Origin of the sequence: Halonotius terrestris (assembly GCF_006861665.1) — an archaeon.
Taxonomy (GTDB): domain Archaea; phylum Halobacteriota; class Halobacteria; order Halobacteriales; family Haloferacaceae; genus Halonotius; species Halonotius terrestris.
On record NZ_RKLU01000003.1, the window covers coordinates 13,468 to 29,583 of the forward strand.

Below are 16,116 nucleotides of genomic sequence, written 5' to 3' on the forward strand. Positions count from 1 at the left end.
CGGTCGGAGTGTGGGTGCAGCGCGGAGTACGAGTCCGGCGCGGAGTGCGGTTACGGTGCGCAGATCTCGTGTTGTTCGTCCGCGGCGTCGATCACGGCCCGAAGGGAGGAGTGATCCCGAGTCGGTGCGGTCGACTGTGCCAGTCGGTCTCGGCACAGGTCGGCAAGCAGTGACAGCTCCTCCGCTGTGAACGCCCCGTCGGCCTCGATCCGGTCAAGGAGCCCCGCCACGCGCTTGAGCCGCGCCTCGTCGACGGTCTCGCGCTCGACGGCATCACGGAGCCACTGTTCGACGGCCACATGGGCAGCCCACGCCTCAGCGTGCGCCAGATCGAGCCGCCCACAGGGATCGGGAACGGGTGCTGTCATACTGTTGCCTCCATATGTATCATGAACGTCTATGTAAATAACAGTGGGGGCGAGATTATCGAACCTGATACTCTGAGTGGGAATCAGCCGCCGCTGATTACTGGGCGAGTATCAGATCGGTTGCTCGGTGTCAACGAACTCCGATTCGGCGGGGGCAGCGGTGGCCGTCGGCGACACCGCGTCGCTACGGCGCGGAATGCCGTGTTGCTTCAGCGTTCGGGCGAAGGCCTCGGCGTTCTGGCCGGCGCGGGTCGCCGCTTGGGCGAAGGTGAGTGTGCCGCAACGGTACAGCGTCAACGCGGTCAGTAGCCCTTTGGTGGCCATACTACCCCTCTGTCTTCGAAGTATGTAAATCTACTGTGGCAATCTGTACCAGTACAACCATGTAAGATTCGAGATTAGTGGTTGTTTCAATGGTTTCTATTCACTTCTAGTTTCGAAATGTATTTTTATTTCTCGTGACGACGACGCCACGCTCAGACAGTGGAGCTAAGATGATCAAATCCAAACCGGTAGGTATGGACAGACAACAGATAATCGCCGTCGTCTTCGCGGTGCTGATGGTCGGCTCGATGGTCGTCTACGGGCTCGGCGCGTTGATCTAAGCGTTCCGCAGTCGCCGAAAAGGAGCGGCTCAGTTACCCCACACGTCCGACAGCGGGTGGTCGTCGCGTTCGGCGGCCTCGGCTTCGGTGCGGGTTTGGCCACTGCGCTGCGTCGTCGACGACCGACTGGTGTGGCCGCCGGTTTCTGCCGTCGCGCCGTCAAGCCCGGCGAGTGCGGCTTCGGGATCGAACGACGGCAGCGTCGGCCGCGAGCAGCGATCGACCTGCTCGCGGAACCACGGCGGCATGTCGGCGGCGGCCCGATCAAAGAGGTCCAGCAGGCTCGAATCAGCGAGATACGTCGCCCCGTAGTCGTCGGGCGCGCGGACGACGCGCCCGCAGGCCTGAATCACCGTTCGCAACGCGGTGCGGTGGTACCACGCCCATTGGTCGTCTTCGAGTCGGCGGGCGACACGGGAGTCGTTCGTGTTGAGATAGGGGGCCTTACAGAGCACCTGCCAGCGGGCGAGGTCGCCGTTGAGGTCGAGGGCTTCCTCCATTTTGACCGCGATGAAGACCTCGGGATCGTCGCTGGCTTTCCACGCCGCGAGTTCGTCGTCGCGGCTCGCTTTGGTGTGGGTCCGCACCCGCGAGCCGACACCGAAATCAGCCAGCCGGTCGGCGAGATCCTCCGCAATCGCGTAGGAGTGTGCGTGGATCAGCCCGTTCTCGTCGGGGTGATGCGCCATCAACCGGACGATCAGCCGGGCAATTTTTGGCAGGGTCGTCTCGCGGTGCTCGTAGGTCATCTTTCCCTGTGTCACGTCGTACAGCGGGCGGTTTTCGACCGGGAACGTGTGTTCGACATCGACGAGGGCGACGCGGTCGGGGTCAAGGCCGACCTGCCGGCAGAACGCCTCCTTGTTGAGAATCGTCGCTGACAACAGCGCGAAGGACTCGCCGCGGTCCCAAACCGTGTGGTGGAGATACCGGGCGGGATCGAGGGGTTTGATCGTGATCGCCGTTCCCTCGCCGCCGGGCTGGTCGACGACCCACGTCGTCTGGCTCTCTGGCTCGCGGTAGTCCTCAACGAACCATTTGAGCTCGGAGACGAGTTCATTGAGGCGGTCGCGGCGAGCGACCTCCTCGGGCGTGAGTTCGGGTTTCGCGGTCAGGTCGTCTTTCGCTTGCGAGCAGACGCCCGCCAGCGTCTCCGCGAAGCGGGCGGCGCGATCGAGAGGGCCGTCGGCACCGGCGATATCCGGCACGCCGACATCGTCCCACACCGGCACNCGNNCGGGNGANAGNTCGATNGTCGCGTACATCTCCGCCCACTCCGCGAGCCCGTGCGCCTCGTCGATGACGACCACGTCCCGCTTCCCGAACACGTCGGAGCCGGCGGTTCGCATGAAGTACGCGAGCGTCATCGCCGCAATCGACCGGTTCGCGGCGATGGACCGGTCGGAGAAGTACGGACAGCGGTGNTTGANNGNGCANTCGAANCCNGNCTCCCGAGCACAGGGTGCCTGATCGACCGGCGTGTCGTGTTCGCCGGGCAGCAGGCAGGTGTAGTTGCCCTTGCCGCGGATGATATTGAGGTCGTCGAGCAGCGAGTCGGCGGCGACGTCGTCGAGTTGGGAGACCTGCGGCGTCGTGTAGTACGCGCCGGTCGCCTGCGATGGCTCGGCGGTCTGTTTCGAGCGCGCACAGCCCATGATCGCTCGCGCCAGCAGGGATTTCCCGCTGCCGGTCGGCGCGCGGACCAACACCACGTCGTTGCCGGCCTCGTAAGCCGCGCGGATATCGCTGAGGGCTTGTTTCTGGCCAGCCCGGAACTCAGGTGCCGGGAAGGACTCGACGATGCGGGCGGGCTTCACGGCCATCGGTCGGGAGGCTGGAGAGAAAAACGTAGGGATTGCGGTGGGGTTGGCGGTGTCGTCGACGACGATGACATCGCAGTCGCGGAACGGTCGCCAACAAAAACGGCTACTCGTCGTCAGTCGGCGGCGCGTCCACATCGTCGGCGGTCGGCAGCGCAGCCACGTCGTCGGCGGTGGGATCGTGGTCGTCGGGCAGGCGATCGACGCAGTCGAGACAGAGGAAGTGCTCGCTGCCGTCGGCGAGTTCGAGGATCATGCCGTCGGTCGGTCCGAAGTCGAAACTCCAGAGGTCGCCGATCCCGCCGGCGATTTTGACTTTCGTGCCGCAGCCGTCACACCGCCGCGTCGTCATTGGTCACAACAGGCGGGCCGGCGGTTTCAGTCCACCGTTCGCGGTGCGTCGGTCGCCGTGAGCGTGGTCGGTGAGACCGACGGCGAGCGGGGATCATGTATCGAGGACAACGCTTAATTCCGGGGCGGAGGAAGCATCAGTGACAATGGGCTTATCGCTTGTAGGCATGTCTCTCGCCAGCGGGGTGCTCCAGCTGCCAGCCCTCAGTACGACGGCGATTACCGGCCTCGGGATCGTCGCTATCATCCTGCTGATCGGGCTCTCGGCGTTCTTTTCGTCCTCTGAGATCGCCTTCTTCTCGCTGCCACAACACCGGATCGAGTCAATGGTCGAGGAGGGCATCCCTAACGCCGAGACGGTCAAAGGGCTCAAGGACGACCCCCACCGGCTGNTNGTNACNATCCTCGTCGGCAACAACATCGTCAACATCGCNATGTCCTCNATNGCGACNGNGCTGTTCGNCNTCTNCCTCTCNCAGGGNCANGCNGTGGTNGCNGCGACGTTCGGCATCACCGCCNTCGTCCTNCTNTTCGGCGAGNNNGCGCCGAAGAGCTACGCCGTCGAGAACACCGAGTCGTGGGCGCTGCGGGTCGCNNGCNCGCTNAAGNTCNCNGAGTACGTNCTNTTNCCNCTGATCGTCNTCTTCGACCGACTGACCCGCATCGTCAACAAGGCGATGGGCAGCTCCTCGGCTATCGAATCGCCGTACGTCACCCGCGATGAGATCAAGGACATCATCGAAACGGGCGAGCGCGAGGGCGTCATCGACGAGGAGGAACGCGAGATGCTCAAACGCATTTTCACGTTCAACTCCACGATCGCCAAGGAAGTGATGACCCCGCGGCTCGACATCACCGCCGTCTCACAGGACGCTACGATCGAGGAGGCCATCGAGGCCTGTATCGGCCACGACCACGTCCGCGTCCCGGTCTACGACGGCAACCTCGACAACATCATCGGCGTCGTCAACGTCCGCGACCTCGTCCGCGAACACCAGTACAGCGAGGGCGACAGCGAGCTTCGAGATATCGTCCAGCCGACGCTGCACGTCCCCGAATCGAAAAACGTCGATGACCTCCTGGCCGAGATGCAGGAAAACCGCCTCCAGATGGTCGTTGTCCTCGACGAGTTCGGCACCACTGAGGGGATCATCACCTTAGAAGACATGGTCGAGGAGATCGTCGGCGACATCCTCGAAGGCGACGAACAGGAGCCCTTCGACCGGATCGACGAGCAGACGACCGTCGTCCGCGGCGAGGTCAACATCCACGAGGTCAACGAAGTCCTCGATATCGACCTCCCCGAAGGCCAAGAATTCGAAACACTGGCGGGCTTCGTATTTAATCGAGCCGGTCGGCTCGTCGAGGAAGGTGAGACCTTCGAGTACGACGGCGTCGTCATCGAGATCGAGGAAGTCGACAGCACGCGCATCCTGAAAGCCCAGATCACGGTGACCGACGAGTACCCGAAAACCGAAACCGAAGAAGAACCCGAGTTGACGGAATAGAAGCCACAGCCACTTAGAGGGCAAGCCGCACGCCGGAGTAGACCCCGTAGCCGATGACGAAAGAGCCGACCAGCGAGGCGATCCACGCCAGGACTGTGTAGCCCATTTTCCCACGACTCACACCCGCGTTGCCCGCAGCGTAGCCGCTGCCGACGATCGCGCTGACGATGATCTCATTGAACGAGACCGGGATTCCGAAGGCGACGGCGACCTGTGCGATAGCGAAGGAGGGGATGAGGGCCGCGATCGACCGCCGCGGGCCGAGCGAGGAGTAGTCCTGTGAAATCGCCTTGATCATCCGCGGCGCGCCGGTCCAGGAGCCAACCAAGAGCCCGAACCCGCCGCCGACGAGGACGGCCCACAACGGGATGTTGATCCCGCTGCCGAGCAGCGGCACCAGCGGCCCGATAGCGAGGCCGACCTGACTCCCGCCCGCCGAGAACGCGACCAGCCCGCCGAGCACGAGGAGGAACCGCCGTTGGCCGGTCGCGCGATCCTGCCGGAGCGCGGCCCAGAGCACGGCCGTCGCAGCCACACCGGCGAGTAGCGTCACGACCACGACGCCGGTGGCGACGCCGCCGACCGGCGGTAGCGGGAGGGAAGGGCCGAGCGATCCAGCAATCGAGCCCGAGCCGTCACCCGGGCCGAGCAGCGCGAAGTCGATCGTGACGACCAAGACACCGATCACGCCGCCGAGCAGCGCGATGAGGTAGTCTTCGTGGAACCGATCGCCGCGGAGCAGGCGGGCGATCCCGAAGGCGACCCCGCCGCCGACGAATGGGATGAGCGTCCACAGCGTCACGATCTCGATGTACTTCGCCCACGCCGGCGCGCCGCCCATGGCAAGGCCGACGCCGACGACCGCGCCGGTGACCGTGAACGACGTAGCGATGGGATACCCCGCAAACACGCCGACAGCGACGAGCGCGGCCGCGGTCAACAGACCGACGATGGCCGCGCCCGCGGTCAGCGGCTCGCCGATAATGAGTTCGGTGCCGACGGCCTCGGTGACATTCGCGCCCTGTAGGACCGCGCCGAGAAATCCCAACACGCCGACGATGAGCCCCGCCCGCATAACGGAGATGGCGTTGGCACCGACGGCGGGGGCGAACGGCGTCGAGCCCGAGGAACCCGCGCCGATCGACCACGCCATAAACAGGCTCGCTGCCGACGCCACGACGAACAGCAGCAGCGTTTCGGTTCCGACCATGATATCCCCACTGACAGTCGGAGACGGTTAGTTCCGCCGTTGGCCGTCGCGGTAGCCGTCCCGGAGTCCCAGCAGCGTGCGACGGACCAGCAGGTAGCCGAAGAAGACGAACAGCAGCAACACCGCCATCAGCCCGAGCCAGACCGGATCAGTAAGGAAAGCGGGAAGCGACATGGGGCTGGATTCCAGTGGGCGGGCCAAAGGCGTTTCGACGGCGAGAGACAGATTACGACTCGGGCGTCGGCAGGGTGAACCGCTCGAAGACCTCGCCCTCCGGCGTGACGAGTCGGCCGTCCAGCCCGTCGGCGGACGGTTCGAATTCGGCGTGGGCTTTGTGATTCCCTCGCGGCTGCGCGTGGCTGCCGGGATTGACGAGCGGGAGTTCGCCATCGAGATCAACCGTCGGCTTGTGGCTGTGCCCGAAGATCACGGCGTCGGCGTCGCGTTCGCGGCCGACCAGCGACAGCGCGGTCGCGCCGCCGCGGACGGTGTGGGTGACCGCCAGCCGGAAGCCCTCGTACTCGACGGTGCGGACTTTCGGGAGTCGGTCGCGGATCTCGCTGTCGTCGTTGTTGCCGTAGACGCCGCGGAAGGTTCGTGCTTCGTTCTCGAAGGCGTCGAGCACCGAGGCGCGCATGAAATCGCCGGCGTGGATGACGAGGTCGGCCTCGCGGACGGCTTCGAGCGTGCGGCCCCGGAGCTTGTGGCCGTCGGTGCTGTGCGTATCGGAGACGACGGTGAGCATGTCTTGGCCTATAGCGGCGGGGTACTGAAACCTACCGCTGGCGACATCGTCGACGTGGGTAAAATCAGGAAAACCGAACGCCGGCGACGTTAGCGAACCGACGGGAAGTCCGTACTCGACTGTTCCTGCTGGAACAACGTCGTCGTGTCGCCGCGGCTCTGGATGACGTTGAACGCGGTCATCAGATCCGTTTTCGAGACGATGCCGACGAGGTTCTCACCCTCGTCGACGACGGGTAGCCGCCCGGTTCCGTGTTCCTGCATCGCCTGCAACGCGGTGAAGGCGTCGGCCTGCGGCGAGATGGCCGTGATATCGCGTTCCATCACGTCGCCGACGGTGTAAGCGTCGCGTTCGACTTCCTTAATCGACCGAGCGTGATCCAGCGTAACCATGCCGATCAGCTCATCGCGGCTGTTGACGACGGGATACCCCGTGTGTCGCTCGGTGAGCATCCGGGTCAGCAGGTCGCTGATCGTCGTCTCGGAATCGACGGTCAGCAGGTCCCGCTCGGGCGTCATGATGTCGCCGACGGTGATGCCCTGGAACGCCGATTTGAGCACCGACTGCTGGGCCTCACCGGAAGCGGCCATGTAGATGAAGAACGCCAGCAGAATCATCAGCGGGCTGAAAGCGAAAAGCCCGAGCAGCCCGAGGCCGAACGCGAACGTCTTGCCGACCTCCGAAGCGATCTGTGTCGCCCGCGCGTGCGGCCGATTGCGAGCGAGCAGTGCGCGCAGCACCCGGCCGCCGTCCATCGGGAACCCCGGCAGCATGTTGAACACCGCGAGCGCGATGTTCATCAGCGCGAGGTAGCCGAGGACGAACCGCGCGGCGTCGAGACTCGACGGCAACACGAGGAAGGCGACAAATGAGAGGACACCGACCAGCACGCTGACAAGTGGGCCGGCGATAGCGATGTTGAACTCCTTGTGCCAATCCTCGGGGATCTCTTTGAAACTCGCCACGCCGCCGAGGAGCCAGAGCGTGATCGACTGGATTTCGAGATCATAGCGCATCGCCATCACCGAGTGCCCGAGTTCGTGGAGCAACACGCCGATGAAGAGCCCGCCGGCGGCCGCGAGCCCGAGCAGCCACGGCGTCAGGCCGATGGTAAGTGAATCGGCAACAATACTGCTGCCGAGGTAGTCGTTGACGAGTTCGGTCAGCCGAACGATGTCGGAGCCGATGATCCACGCGAAGATCGGGAGGATCAGCAGGAACGTCCAGTTGAGTTGGATCGGGATGCCGAAAATCCGACCGATATGGAGGCCACGCATACCGAACACTGGTCGCCCACGGGTATTAAATTGGCTTTCGGCAGCGGAGAGACAAACCGGGAGCAAGCGAACCGCTCAAATAGGCCGCTTCCCTACCCGCAGGCGTGTCCCAACAGGTCGCCGCCATCGACACGCTGTTTCTGCACGAAGTCGGCGACAGCTACCGCGTCGTCGCCCGCCGGGCCGACGAACGCGTCTTTCACGGTACCCTCGACTGCAAGGAAACCCACGCCGGCCCGCGGCCGGGGAAATTCCGCACGAAGAAGGGAACGAGCGAGGAGCCCCGCGACCCACAGGAGTTCGTCGAACTCGCCCGCCGCGCCAAACGGATTCGAATCTCCCAACAAACCTCGAAATCAGGTCGCCAAGAGCTGCAGGATCTGCTTGACGGCTACCAACTCTCGGCGAAAACCGTCCGAACGTGTCGGTACTGCGCCAACGACGGCGAATATTCGCCGATCACCGACGAAACGGCGATCAAAACCGACCGCGAGCACATCTGCCCGGACTGCGCCCGCGAGGAATTAGAACGCGAACTCGCATACAAGGGCCAGTTCACCGGACAGGCCCAAGAGCGATTAGAGGATCTCCTGCTCGAAGTGCAGGATCTCGACCGGATCGTCAACCTCCTCTCAGGCAACCTCGATCCCGACCTCACGAAGTTCGACACCATCAGCGCGACCGTCGACGACGTCGATCCCGTCGAAACGGCTGATCTCGGCCTCCATCCCCGGCTGCAGTCGATGATCGAGTCCCGATTCGACGAGTTGCTGCCGGTCCAGAGCCTCTCAGTCCGCAACGGGCTATTTGACGGCGACGACCAGCTCGTCGTCAGCGCGACCGCGACGGGGAAAACGCTGATCGGCGAGTTGGCGGGCGTCAACCGCGCACTGGAAGGCAAGGGCAAGATGCTATTTCTCGTTCCCCTCGTCGCGCTCGCCAATCAGAAACACGAGGATTTCCGGGATCGCTACGGCGACCTCGGCCTCGANCGTGACGATCCGGGTCGGNGCNNNCCGNATCAACGACGACGGNANNCGNTTCGACCCNNNCGCNGACNTNATCGTCGGCACGTACGAGGGGATCGACCACGCGCTCCGGACCGGGAAGGACCTCGGCGAGATCGGCACCGTCGTCATCGACGAGNTNCACACGCTCNNNGAGGANGNNCGCGGCCACCGGCTGGACGGCCTCATTTCGCGGCTGAAATACTACTGCGAGGAGCGCGCCGAGACGCGAAACGAGTACGGCGGCGCGCAGTGGCTCTATCTCTCGGCGACCGTCGGAAACCCCGAGTGGCTGGCCAAGCGGCTCGGCGCGACACTCATCGAGTTCGAGGAACGGCCGGTCCCCATCGAGCGACACGTCACCTTCGCCGACGAACGCGAAAAGCTGCGGCTGGAGGACAAACTCGTCAAACGCGCCTTCGACCAGAAGTCCTCGAAGGGCTACCGCGGCCAGACCATCATCTTCACCAACTCGCGGCGACGGTGTCACTCGATCAGCCGGAAACTGGGGTACGACTCCGCGCCCTACCATGCCGGTCTCGACTACAAGAAGCGCAAACAGGTCGAATCGAAATTCCNCGANCAGGAGCTNNCGGCCGTNGTNACNACNGCNGCGCTCGCCGCCGGNGTCGACTTCCCCGCCTCACAGGTGATCTTCGACTCGCTGGCGATGGGGATCGAGTGGCTCNCNGTCCANGAGTTCNNNCAGATGCTCGGNCGNGCNGGCCGNCCCGACTACCACGACAAGGGGACGGTCTACATGCTGATCGAGCCCGACTGCACCTACCACAACTCGATGGAGATGACCGAAGACGAGGTCGCGTTCAAACTCCTGAAAGGCGAGATGGAGGACGTGCGCAACGTCTACGATCAGTCCGCCGCCGTCGAGGAAACCCTTGCCAATATCACCGTCGCCGGTCAGTCGGCCAAGCGGCTCAATGACCGGATGCTCGGCGAGATCGACACCCAGCGAGCGGTCGGAAAACTGCTGGAGTGGGAGTTCATCCACGGCCTCTCGCCGACGCCGATGGGCCGAGCCGTCACGCGACACTTCCTCTCGCCGGACGACGCCTTCCGACTGTTAGACGCGATTCGGAACGGGCTGTCGCCCTACGAGATCGTCGCCGAGCAGGAGCTGGCCGACGAAGAACTGTAACAACGGTTTTGCCGCCGCTGGCCAATCGATCGGTATGGCTGCCGACCTCGAAGAGAAGACGGATCGCTACGAGCAGATGCTGGCGGACGCACTGGCGGCCGCGGAGACCGAACCGCCGGCCGACACCGCCCTTGGGGAGGCCGCCGCCGACTGCCGGGAGATGGCCGAATCCTACCTCCGAGACGGCCGGCACTTCCGTGAGGCCGACGACACAGTCAACGCGCTGGCAGCGTTTTCCTACGGTTACGGCTGGCTCGACTGCGGCGTCCGGATGGGCCTGTTTTCGGTGCCCGACGACACCGAGTTGTTCACGATGTAATTGGATATAGCCGCTGGGAGTTTATTACATATAACCCGGTGGCGGAGAAGTGAAAGACCACACAGCGAGACAGGGCTATTCGGTCGCCGTCAGCTCGACATCGTCCGCAGCGGCGAGATTCGGGAGATATTCAGCCAGTGCCTCGATGAAGGCCTCGTCGTCACCGATCTCATCGCGGTCGAACGTTCGCGTCGGACGGTACCACCGCGAGCGGTCGATCTCGATTTCGTCGTCAGTGACGCGGTAGCCGTCGAAGTCGTCCCACGGCGTGATCGAGCGATCCACTCGCAGGACCTCATCGGTGACAGCGAGTTCGTGGCCGTCGTCATCAAGGAGGAAGAACAGCGACGACAACCCGGTCAGCGAGGTGAACAGCGTCGTGTTCCCGTCGAAGCCGTCGAACAGCACGAGCGACGCCATGATGGCGACGACGATGAGACTCACCACGACAACGCCAGCGACTTTGATCCCATGACTGATCCCGGTATCATCGTCATCGTCGCCGGTCGTGACGACGATGTGTTCGGTGGCTCGCTCCCGCAGCCGGCGGGTTTTGAGCGTCGCGCCAGCAGCCGAGACGAGACCGCCGGGGACGACAGCGAGCAGGCCGACAACCGGGTACACGTCGGGGGCGGCGGCCGGCTCGCTGAGGAACATATACGGCAGAAACAGCAGCGGCGGCAGCGTCGTCGCGGCGACGACCGGTAGCGACGTGACCCGATCAGGGAGGTCCGGTATCGCTGTCGCAGCGAGGGCGACCGCACCGACGATAGCGAGGCCGACCGCGAGGACCGTCCCGAGCGAGGCCGACGCGACGGCGACCCAGCCGGCAACTGCGAGTGTTGGAATCAACAGCGTTGCGACGTAGACGCCGAGGAGGGCTTCGATGAGGCGGCGACCGTCCATATCGGACGCCAGAGGCCAACAAGACAAATGCGTGACGTTTCGGCTACTCGAAGCGGAACGTCGGCCCGTCGTCGCTGTCCTGTACCTCGATTCCGCGGTCGGACAACGCGTCTCGGAGGTCGTCAGCGCGGTCGTAGTTGCCGGCCTCGCGCTCGGCCTCGCGGACATCTAAGACGAGTTCGACCAACTCGCTTGCGAGGTCGACATCGCCGTCGGTGGCTTCGTCGAACTGCAGGCCGAATACCTCGCCGCCAAGCCCGTCGAAGGTCTCGATGGCGGCTTTGAGCCCCTGATAGTCGTAGGTAGCGTGGTCTTCGATGTGGCGGTTGACGGCGGTCGTCAGCGAGCGCAACGCAGCCATCGCCTCGCGGACGTTGAAATCGGCGTTCATCGCCGCGGTGAACGCCTCGGTAGTTTCGCTGACGGCCTCACGGAGGTCGCTGTCTTCGGTTTTTGCGGTCGCATCGACGGAATCGCAGGCCTCGACGGCGGCGTGGTAGGTGCGTTCGAGGCGGTCCCATCGCTCCTCGGCTTCGGCCATTGATTCCTCGGAGAAGGTCTGTTTCGAGCCGTATTCGGTGGCGAGATAGAACGTGCGGATGACGTTCGGGCCGTACTCCTCAAGGGCCGCCTCGACGGTGAAGAAATTGTCGAGGCTGGAACTCATTTTCTCGCCCTTTGTTTCGAGCAGCCCGGTGTGGAGCCAGTAGTTCGCAAACGTGTCGCCGGTGGCTGCCTCGCTTTGGGCGATCTCGTTTTCGTGATGCGGGAAGACCAGATCGTGACCGCCGACGTGAATGTCGATGGTATCGTCGAGATGCGTCATCGACATCGCCGAGCATTCGATGTGCCAGCCGGGACGGCCCTCGCTCCACGGCGAGTCCCACGTCTGTCCGGTCGGACGGTCATCTCCATGGTTGTGTTTGGCGTGTTCGTCGATTGCGTCGGGCGCAACGCCGCCTGCCTTCCAGAGGGCGAAATCCGCGGGGTTGCGTTTTTCGCTTCGTTCGTCGGGATCACCTTGGGCTTCGAGCTCGTCGAGCTGTTGGTTCGAGAGCTTGCCATAGTCCTCAAAAGTGGTCACGTCGAAATATACGGATCCGTTGGCCTCGTAGGCGTGGCCGGCCTCGATCAGCATCTCGACGAGGTCGATGATCTCGGGGATGTGCTCGGAGACACGCGGGTAGACCGTCGCGCGCTGGAAGTTCAGCCCGCGCATGTACTCGATGACCCGCTCGATGTAGTGGCGTGCCACGTCGGCTTCGGTCTCCCACTCCGGGCGTTCGCCGACCCGAGCGGCGATTTTCTCGTTGACGTCGGTGAAGTTCTCGACGTGTCGCACATCATAGCCCGAAAAGGCCAGCCAGCGGGCGATCACGTCGGCGTGCGTCCAGAGCCGCGCGTGGCCGAGATGCGGGTCGTCCGAGACCGTCAGCCCACAGACGTACAACAGGACTTCGTCGCCGGTCGGCTCGAATTCCTCGCGGTCGCCTGTCAGGGAGTTCGTCACGGACAGCACCATTGTTGTCGGAGGCTATCCCGGCGACCGCTTGAAGCCGTCGAATTTTTGTTGGGTGGTTACGCTGCCGCCTCGACGATCTGGAGGGCTGCCGCTCCCGACCGCCGGGGGACGAGAACGACCAACGACTCGCCGGCGACACCGGCCGCATGCACCGTGATCTCGGCGATCCGAAGCCGATCCAGCACCGTCGCCAGCAAGTCGCTGTCGACATCACCGGTCGCGTGAATCGCCGTCAGCGGCGACTCGACGGCGGCAGACGACCGCTCCTGTACGTCTGCGTCGCCCCCGAATCTGATCCCATCGACAGCGAGCAGCGCGCTATTCTCGCCAACGTGGTCGATGCCGCTTTCCATACGAACGGTAAGCGAGCGGTCAGCCTCGTCGCCGGCGTCGCTGTCAGCGTCAGCATCCTCTGCGGACAGCGACTCGGCGAACCGACGCAGCGCGGTCGCTATCGCCTCGCGGTCGCCGTCGATATCGAGAGTAGCGGCGGCGGCAGTGTAGTTGACGATCCCGGCGCGAAGCGCGTCGTAGAGCACCGGCCGCTGGCGGACGGCCTCGCGGGTGTCAGCAGCGAGTGACATAGCGGCTCTCGCGTGGCCGTCAGTATGATCGTTTCGGCAGCCAGCGGGAGCGAGTGCGTTACTGCAGTTGTGTCGTCGTCTTCACCAGCGGGTGGCGGCTGTGTTCGACGATGGAGACGTCGCTGATCGAGGACAACTCCTGTTCGGCGGCGGTGCGTGCGATCCCGAGGTCGATCGGCTCGGCGGGGACGATGACGTAGGCTTCCATCTGCTCGATGCCGAGCTGATCGGCCGCGAGTACGCGGTGGTGACCGTCAGCGAGATACAACCCACCGGCATCGCCGTCGCGGGTGTCGATGACGACCAGCGGCTCGGCCAGCCCGCGTTCGAGTTCATACCGCCGGCCTTCGAGTTCGTCGCCGTAGACCTCAGCCTGTGTCGGAATCAAGGCGGCGAGTTCGACCTGTCGCCGCTCGCGGGCGATGTCGACGCCGTGGAGTTCGGTCAGCGTCCGGCTGAGTTTGCCTACCTTTTCCGGTGTCGCTCGCTCGATCTGGCTGCGAATTACGTCCGTATTCGAGATGATGCCGATCAGCCGGCCCTCGTCGTCGACGACCGGCAGTTTCTGGATGTCTGACCGGAGAATGACGCGGGCGGCGTCGGTGATCGCCATCTCGGGGTCGGCGACAATGATATCGTCGCTCATCACTTCGGCGACCGTTGCCGTGTCCTCAGCCGCCAACAGGTCCCGGCCCGTGACGAACCCGACGACGATCCCCTCTTCACAGACCGGGAACCCGCTCGGCCCGTCGGGTTCGTTGATCCGTTCGGTCACCGTAACAACCGAGTCCGACGGCGACACCGTCGCCACCTCGTGGGTCATGTACTCCTCGACCCGCGGCTCGCTATCCATTATCGAGCCTACATCAAGCCAGTAAAAAAAGCTGCTGTCAGCACGATCGCCAAGCCGCGGCCCGATTCTGGTAGGAATTTTGGGACAGCTGTTCGCGGCTTCGACGAAAATTGGATATTCTTGCGAAAACGAGTTTAGGACAGAATATATATCGAGTTATAATATCTGTATTTGCAGTTCCAAACTATTATATTCCAAAAGACCGATGATTCTGGTGATGATCGACCAACTTACGCAATCGCTCGACGCGCTGCTCGGTGACGACGACAGCGACCAGCTCGACGCCTGTGTGGAGTGCAATAGCCCGGCCCCGCCAGGAGCCAACCGCTGTACGGACTGTATCGGCGTCGCTGCCGACTGACGGACTATTTTCTTCTTCTTTCGCCGCAGGTGCGCCCGGCTATTCGGGCGGAAACCGCGTCAGTGGATCGGGGTGTGAGGCGGGTTCCGGCGTCGTGTCAAGTGCCTCGAAGAACCGTTCGGCGATGGTGTCGTGGACGACAACCGAGAGCGTCTCCCAGTCTTCGACTGTGCCCAAAATCCCCATCGGGACCTGCGCGCCGGCCATCTTGGCGTGACCGCCCGCGCTACCGACCTGCCCGAGAGCCTCCCGCAGCGTTTCGCCGAGATCGACCGACGAGCCGCGGGTGCGGCCCGAGACGTAGATCGTCCCGTCGGCGTAGCCGAATACGATGACCGTCTCGATGCCCGCCATGTTGAGGAGTTCCTCGGCGGCCTGTGCGAGGGCGTCGCGGTCGCTGAGCGCGCCGACACAGCTGGCGGCCGCCGAGCCGCGGACCTCTCGCTCCTCGATCGCAGTCGCCAGCGTGTCCAGCACGGACGCGCTGACGTTCGGGGACTCGATCCGCGTGAGTGCCGATTCGTCAGCGTGCGCCGAGAGATCGGCAGCGGCCGTGAAATCGGCTTCGGAGACGCCGCGGGTGAACTGGTTCGTGTCGGTTTGAATCCCGTACAGCAGCGCGGTCGCCAGCGGTTCGTCGGGTGTGAGCCCCAACTGCCGGAAGTACTCGACCATGATCGTACTCGTCGAACCGACCTCCGGCCGGATGTCGAGATACCCCTGCCGATCATCGATCGGCTGGCGTTGGGGGTGGTGATCGACGACGATCTGGACCGGCGTCGCTTCGGGGAGGCTGTCGTTGACGCCGGGGCGGGCGTGATCGACGAGCGCGATCGCCCCGTAATCGTCGGGCGAGAACTCCTCAGTCGTCATCGACTGCAGCGGCAGCGAGAGTAGATTCAGTAGCGCGCGGTTCTCCTGATGGGTGATCTCGCCGAAGTAGTAGGCCTGGCTGTCGACGCCGACCCACTCGGCGATCTCGGTCAGGGCGATCGCGCTGGCAATGGCGTCGGGATCGGGGTTGTCGTGAGTAACGACCGCTAGCGGCTTCGAGAGTGGCCGGAGCGTCGCCAGCAGCCGCGCCATCCGGTCACCCACCTCGGGCCCCGCGGCTTCGAGCAGCCGAGTCGTCATTTCGGTCGTCGGATCAACGAGTCGGTCGGCGACGGCGACGAGCTGTTCGTCATGGCTCTCGGTCGCCGCACTGTGCCGAACAGATAGCAGCGTCGCGTCGGGGAACACCTCGCTGGCGATCATGGCGATCCGGCTGTGTCGTTCCGGATCGTCGGCGGCGACGACGACCGTATCGACCACATCGGGGTAGTGTGTCGCGTCGGTTGGATCGCCCTCGACGGCGCGGACGCCGGCATCACGGAGCGTCGTCACCCAGCCGCTGTCGTCGGTGACGACGTAGAGCGTGCCGGGCTGGGCGGCGGCGTGGCTGGCAACGGTACTGCCAACCGCACGATCACCGAGGACGAGCCGACGCATCATACTGAGGGTGTGGCGGTGATTCGGGAAAAC

At 64.1% G+C, this 16,116-nt stretch carries 16 protein-coding genes and 1 pseudogene; 4 read left to right on the plus strand and 13 right to left on the minus strand.

All coding sequences use genetic code 11. The features are described 5' to 3' along the window. Positions 1 to 50 precede the first annotated feature (50 nt). The 4 genes from EGH24_RS06715 to EGH24_RS06730 all read right to left on the minus strand — a co-directional run bounded on the left by EGH24_RS06715 (position 51) and on the right by EGH24_RS06730 (position 3,145). Complete coding sequence (locus tag EGH24_RS06715) at positions 51 to 368, minus strand: DUF7853 family protein (protein WP_142979408.1); 318 nt, start codon at positions 366 to 368, stop codon at positions 51 to 53. A 111-nt stretch (positions 369 to 479) separates the two neighbouring features. Continuing rightward, entirely contained in the window at positions 480 to 692 is a 213-nt protein-coding gene (locus tag EGH24_RS06720; RefSeq protein WP_142979409.1) for a UPF0175 family protein, read from the minus strand. Between the two features lie 310 nt (positions 693 to 1,002). Then, positions 1,003 to 2,790 carry a helicase C-terminal domain-containing protein gene (locus EGH24_RS06725; protein WP_142979906.1) on the minus strand — a complete coding sequence of 596 codons (1,788 nt, stop codon included), beginning with the start codon at positions 2,788 to 2,790 and terminating at the stop codon, positions 1,003 to 1,005. Between the two features lie 109 nt (positions 2,791 to 2,899). Further along, complete coding sequence (locus EGH24_RS06730; RefSeq protein ID WP_142979410.1) at positions 2,900 to 3,145, minus strand: DUF7561 family protein; 246 nt, start codon at positions 3,143 to 3,145, stop codon at positions 2,900 to 2,902. Between the two features lie 145 nt (positions 3,146 to 3,290). On the opposite strand from EGH24_RS06730, the gene EGH24_RS06735 reads away from it, so the two are divergent. Beyond that, complete coding sequence (locus EGH24_RS06735) at positions 3,291 to 4,652, plus strand: hemolysin family protein (protein WP_142979411.1); 1,362 nt, start codon at positions 3,291 to 3,293, stop codon at positions 4,650 to 4,652. Between the two features lie 13 nt (positions 4,653 to 4,665). On the opposite strand, the gene EGH24_RS06740 is transcribed toward EGH24_RS06735, so the two are convergent. The 4 genes from EGH24_RS06740 to EGH24_RS06750 form a co-directional block, all read right to left on the minus strand. Next, positions 4,666 to 5,862 (minus strand): inorganic phosphate transporter, encoded by a 1,197-nt coding sequence (locus EGH24_RS06740; RefSeq protein ID WP_142979412.1) that lies wholly within the window; start codon positions 5,860 to 5,862, stop codon positions 4,666 to 4,668. 27 nt (positions 5,863 to 5,889) lie between these two features. After that, positions 5,890 to 6,036, minus strand: a complete 147-nt coding sequence (locus EGH24_RS15280; protein ID WP_185903260.1) for a DUF7859 family protein — start codon at positions 6,034 to 6,036, stop codon at positions 5,890 to 5,892. A gap of 52 nt (positions 6,037 to 6,088) precedes the next feature. Continuing rightward, positions 6,089 to 6,607 (minus strand): metallophosphoesterase, encoded by a 519-nt coding sequence (locus EGH24_RS06745; protein WP_142979413.1) that lies wholly within the window; start codon positions 6,605 to 6,607, stop codon positions 6,089 to 6,091. An 89-nt stretch (positions 6,608 to 6,696) separates the two neighbouring features. After that, positions 6,697 to 7,884: a CBS domain-containing protein gene (locus EGH24_RS06750; protein WP_142979414.1), complete on the minus strand. Its 1,188-nt coding sequence runs from the start codon at positions 7,882 to 7,884 to the stop codon at positions 6,697 to 6,699. Between the two features lie 104 nt (positions 7,885 to 7,988). On the opposite strand from EGH24_RS06750, the pseudogene EGH24_RS06755 reads away from it, so the two are divergent. Together EGH24_RS06755 and EGH24_RS06760 are read left to right on the plus strand one after the other, a co-directional pair. Next, a pseudogene (locus EGH24_RS06755) lies at positions 7,989 to 10,047 on the plus strand (DEAD/DEAH box helicase). A 34-nt stretch (positions 10,048 to 10,081) separates the two neighbouring features. After that, positions 10,082 to 10,366 (plus strand): DUF357 domain-containing protein, encoded by a 285-nt coding sequence (locus EGH24_RS06760; protein ID WP_142979415.1) that lies wholly within the window; start codon positions 10,082 to 10,084, stop codon positions 10,364 to 10,366. Between the two features lie 75 nt (positions 10,367 to 10,441). Here the strand turns inward: EGH24_RS06760 and EGH24_RS06765 are convergent, their stop codons facing one another. The 4 genes from EGH24_RS06765 to EGH24_RS06780 are packed head-to-tail and all read right to left on the minus strand — an operon-like array spanning position 10,442 to position 14,231. Continuing rightward, the gene (locus tag EGH24_RS06765) at positions 10,442 to 11,272 is read right to left on the minus strand and encodes a hypothetical protein (RefSeq protein ID WP_142979416.1); all 831 of its coding nucleotides are present in this window, start codon (positions 11,270 to 11,272) and stop codon (positions 10,442 to 10,444) included. Positions 11,273 to 11,315: 43 nt separating this feature from the next. Then, entirely contained in the window at positions 11,316 to 12,794 is a 1,479-nt protein-coding gene (cysS, locus tag EGH24_RS06770; protein ID WP_142979417.1) for a cysteine--tRNA ligase, read from the minus strand. Between the two features lie 56 nt (positions 12,795 to 12,850). Beyond that, positions 12,851 to 13,378: a DUF7523 family protein gene (locus EGH24_RS06775; RefSeq protein WP_142979418.1), complete on the minus strand. Its 528-nt coding sequence runs from the start codon at positions 13,376 to 13,378 to the stop codon at positions 12,851 to 12,853. A 58-nt stretch (positions 13,379 to 13,436) separates the two neighbouring features. After that, entirely contained in the window at positions 13,437 to 14,231 is a 795-nt protein-coding gene (locus EGH24_RS06780; RefSeq protein ID WP_142979419.1) for a CBS domain-containing protein, read from the minus strand. 217 nt (positions 14,232 to 14,448) lie between these two features. Here EGH24_RS06780 and EGH24_RS15285 point away from each other — a divergent pair, with 217 nt between their 5' ends. Next, positions 14,449 to 14,592, plus strand: coding sequence for a hypothetical protein (locus EGH24_RS15285; protein ID WP_185903261.1), 144 nt, complete (start codon positions 14,449 to 14,451; stop codon positions 14,590 to 14,592). Positions 14,593 to 14,631: 39 nt separating this feature from the next. On the opposite strand, the gene EGH24_RS06785 is transcribed toward EGH24_RS15285, so the two are convergent. Then, the gene (locus EGH24_RS06785; protein WP_142979420.1) at positions 14,632 to 16,086 is read right to left on the minus strand and encodes a DHH family phosphoesterase; all 1,455 of its coding nucleotides are present in this window, start codon (positions 16,084 to 16,086) and stop codon (positions 14,632 to 14,634) included. Positions 16,087 to 16,116 lie beyond the last annotated feature (30 nt).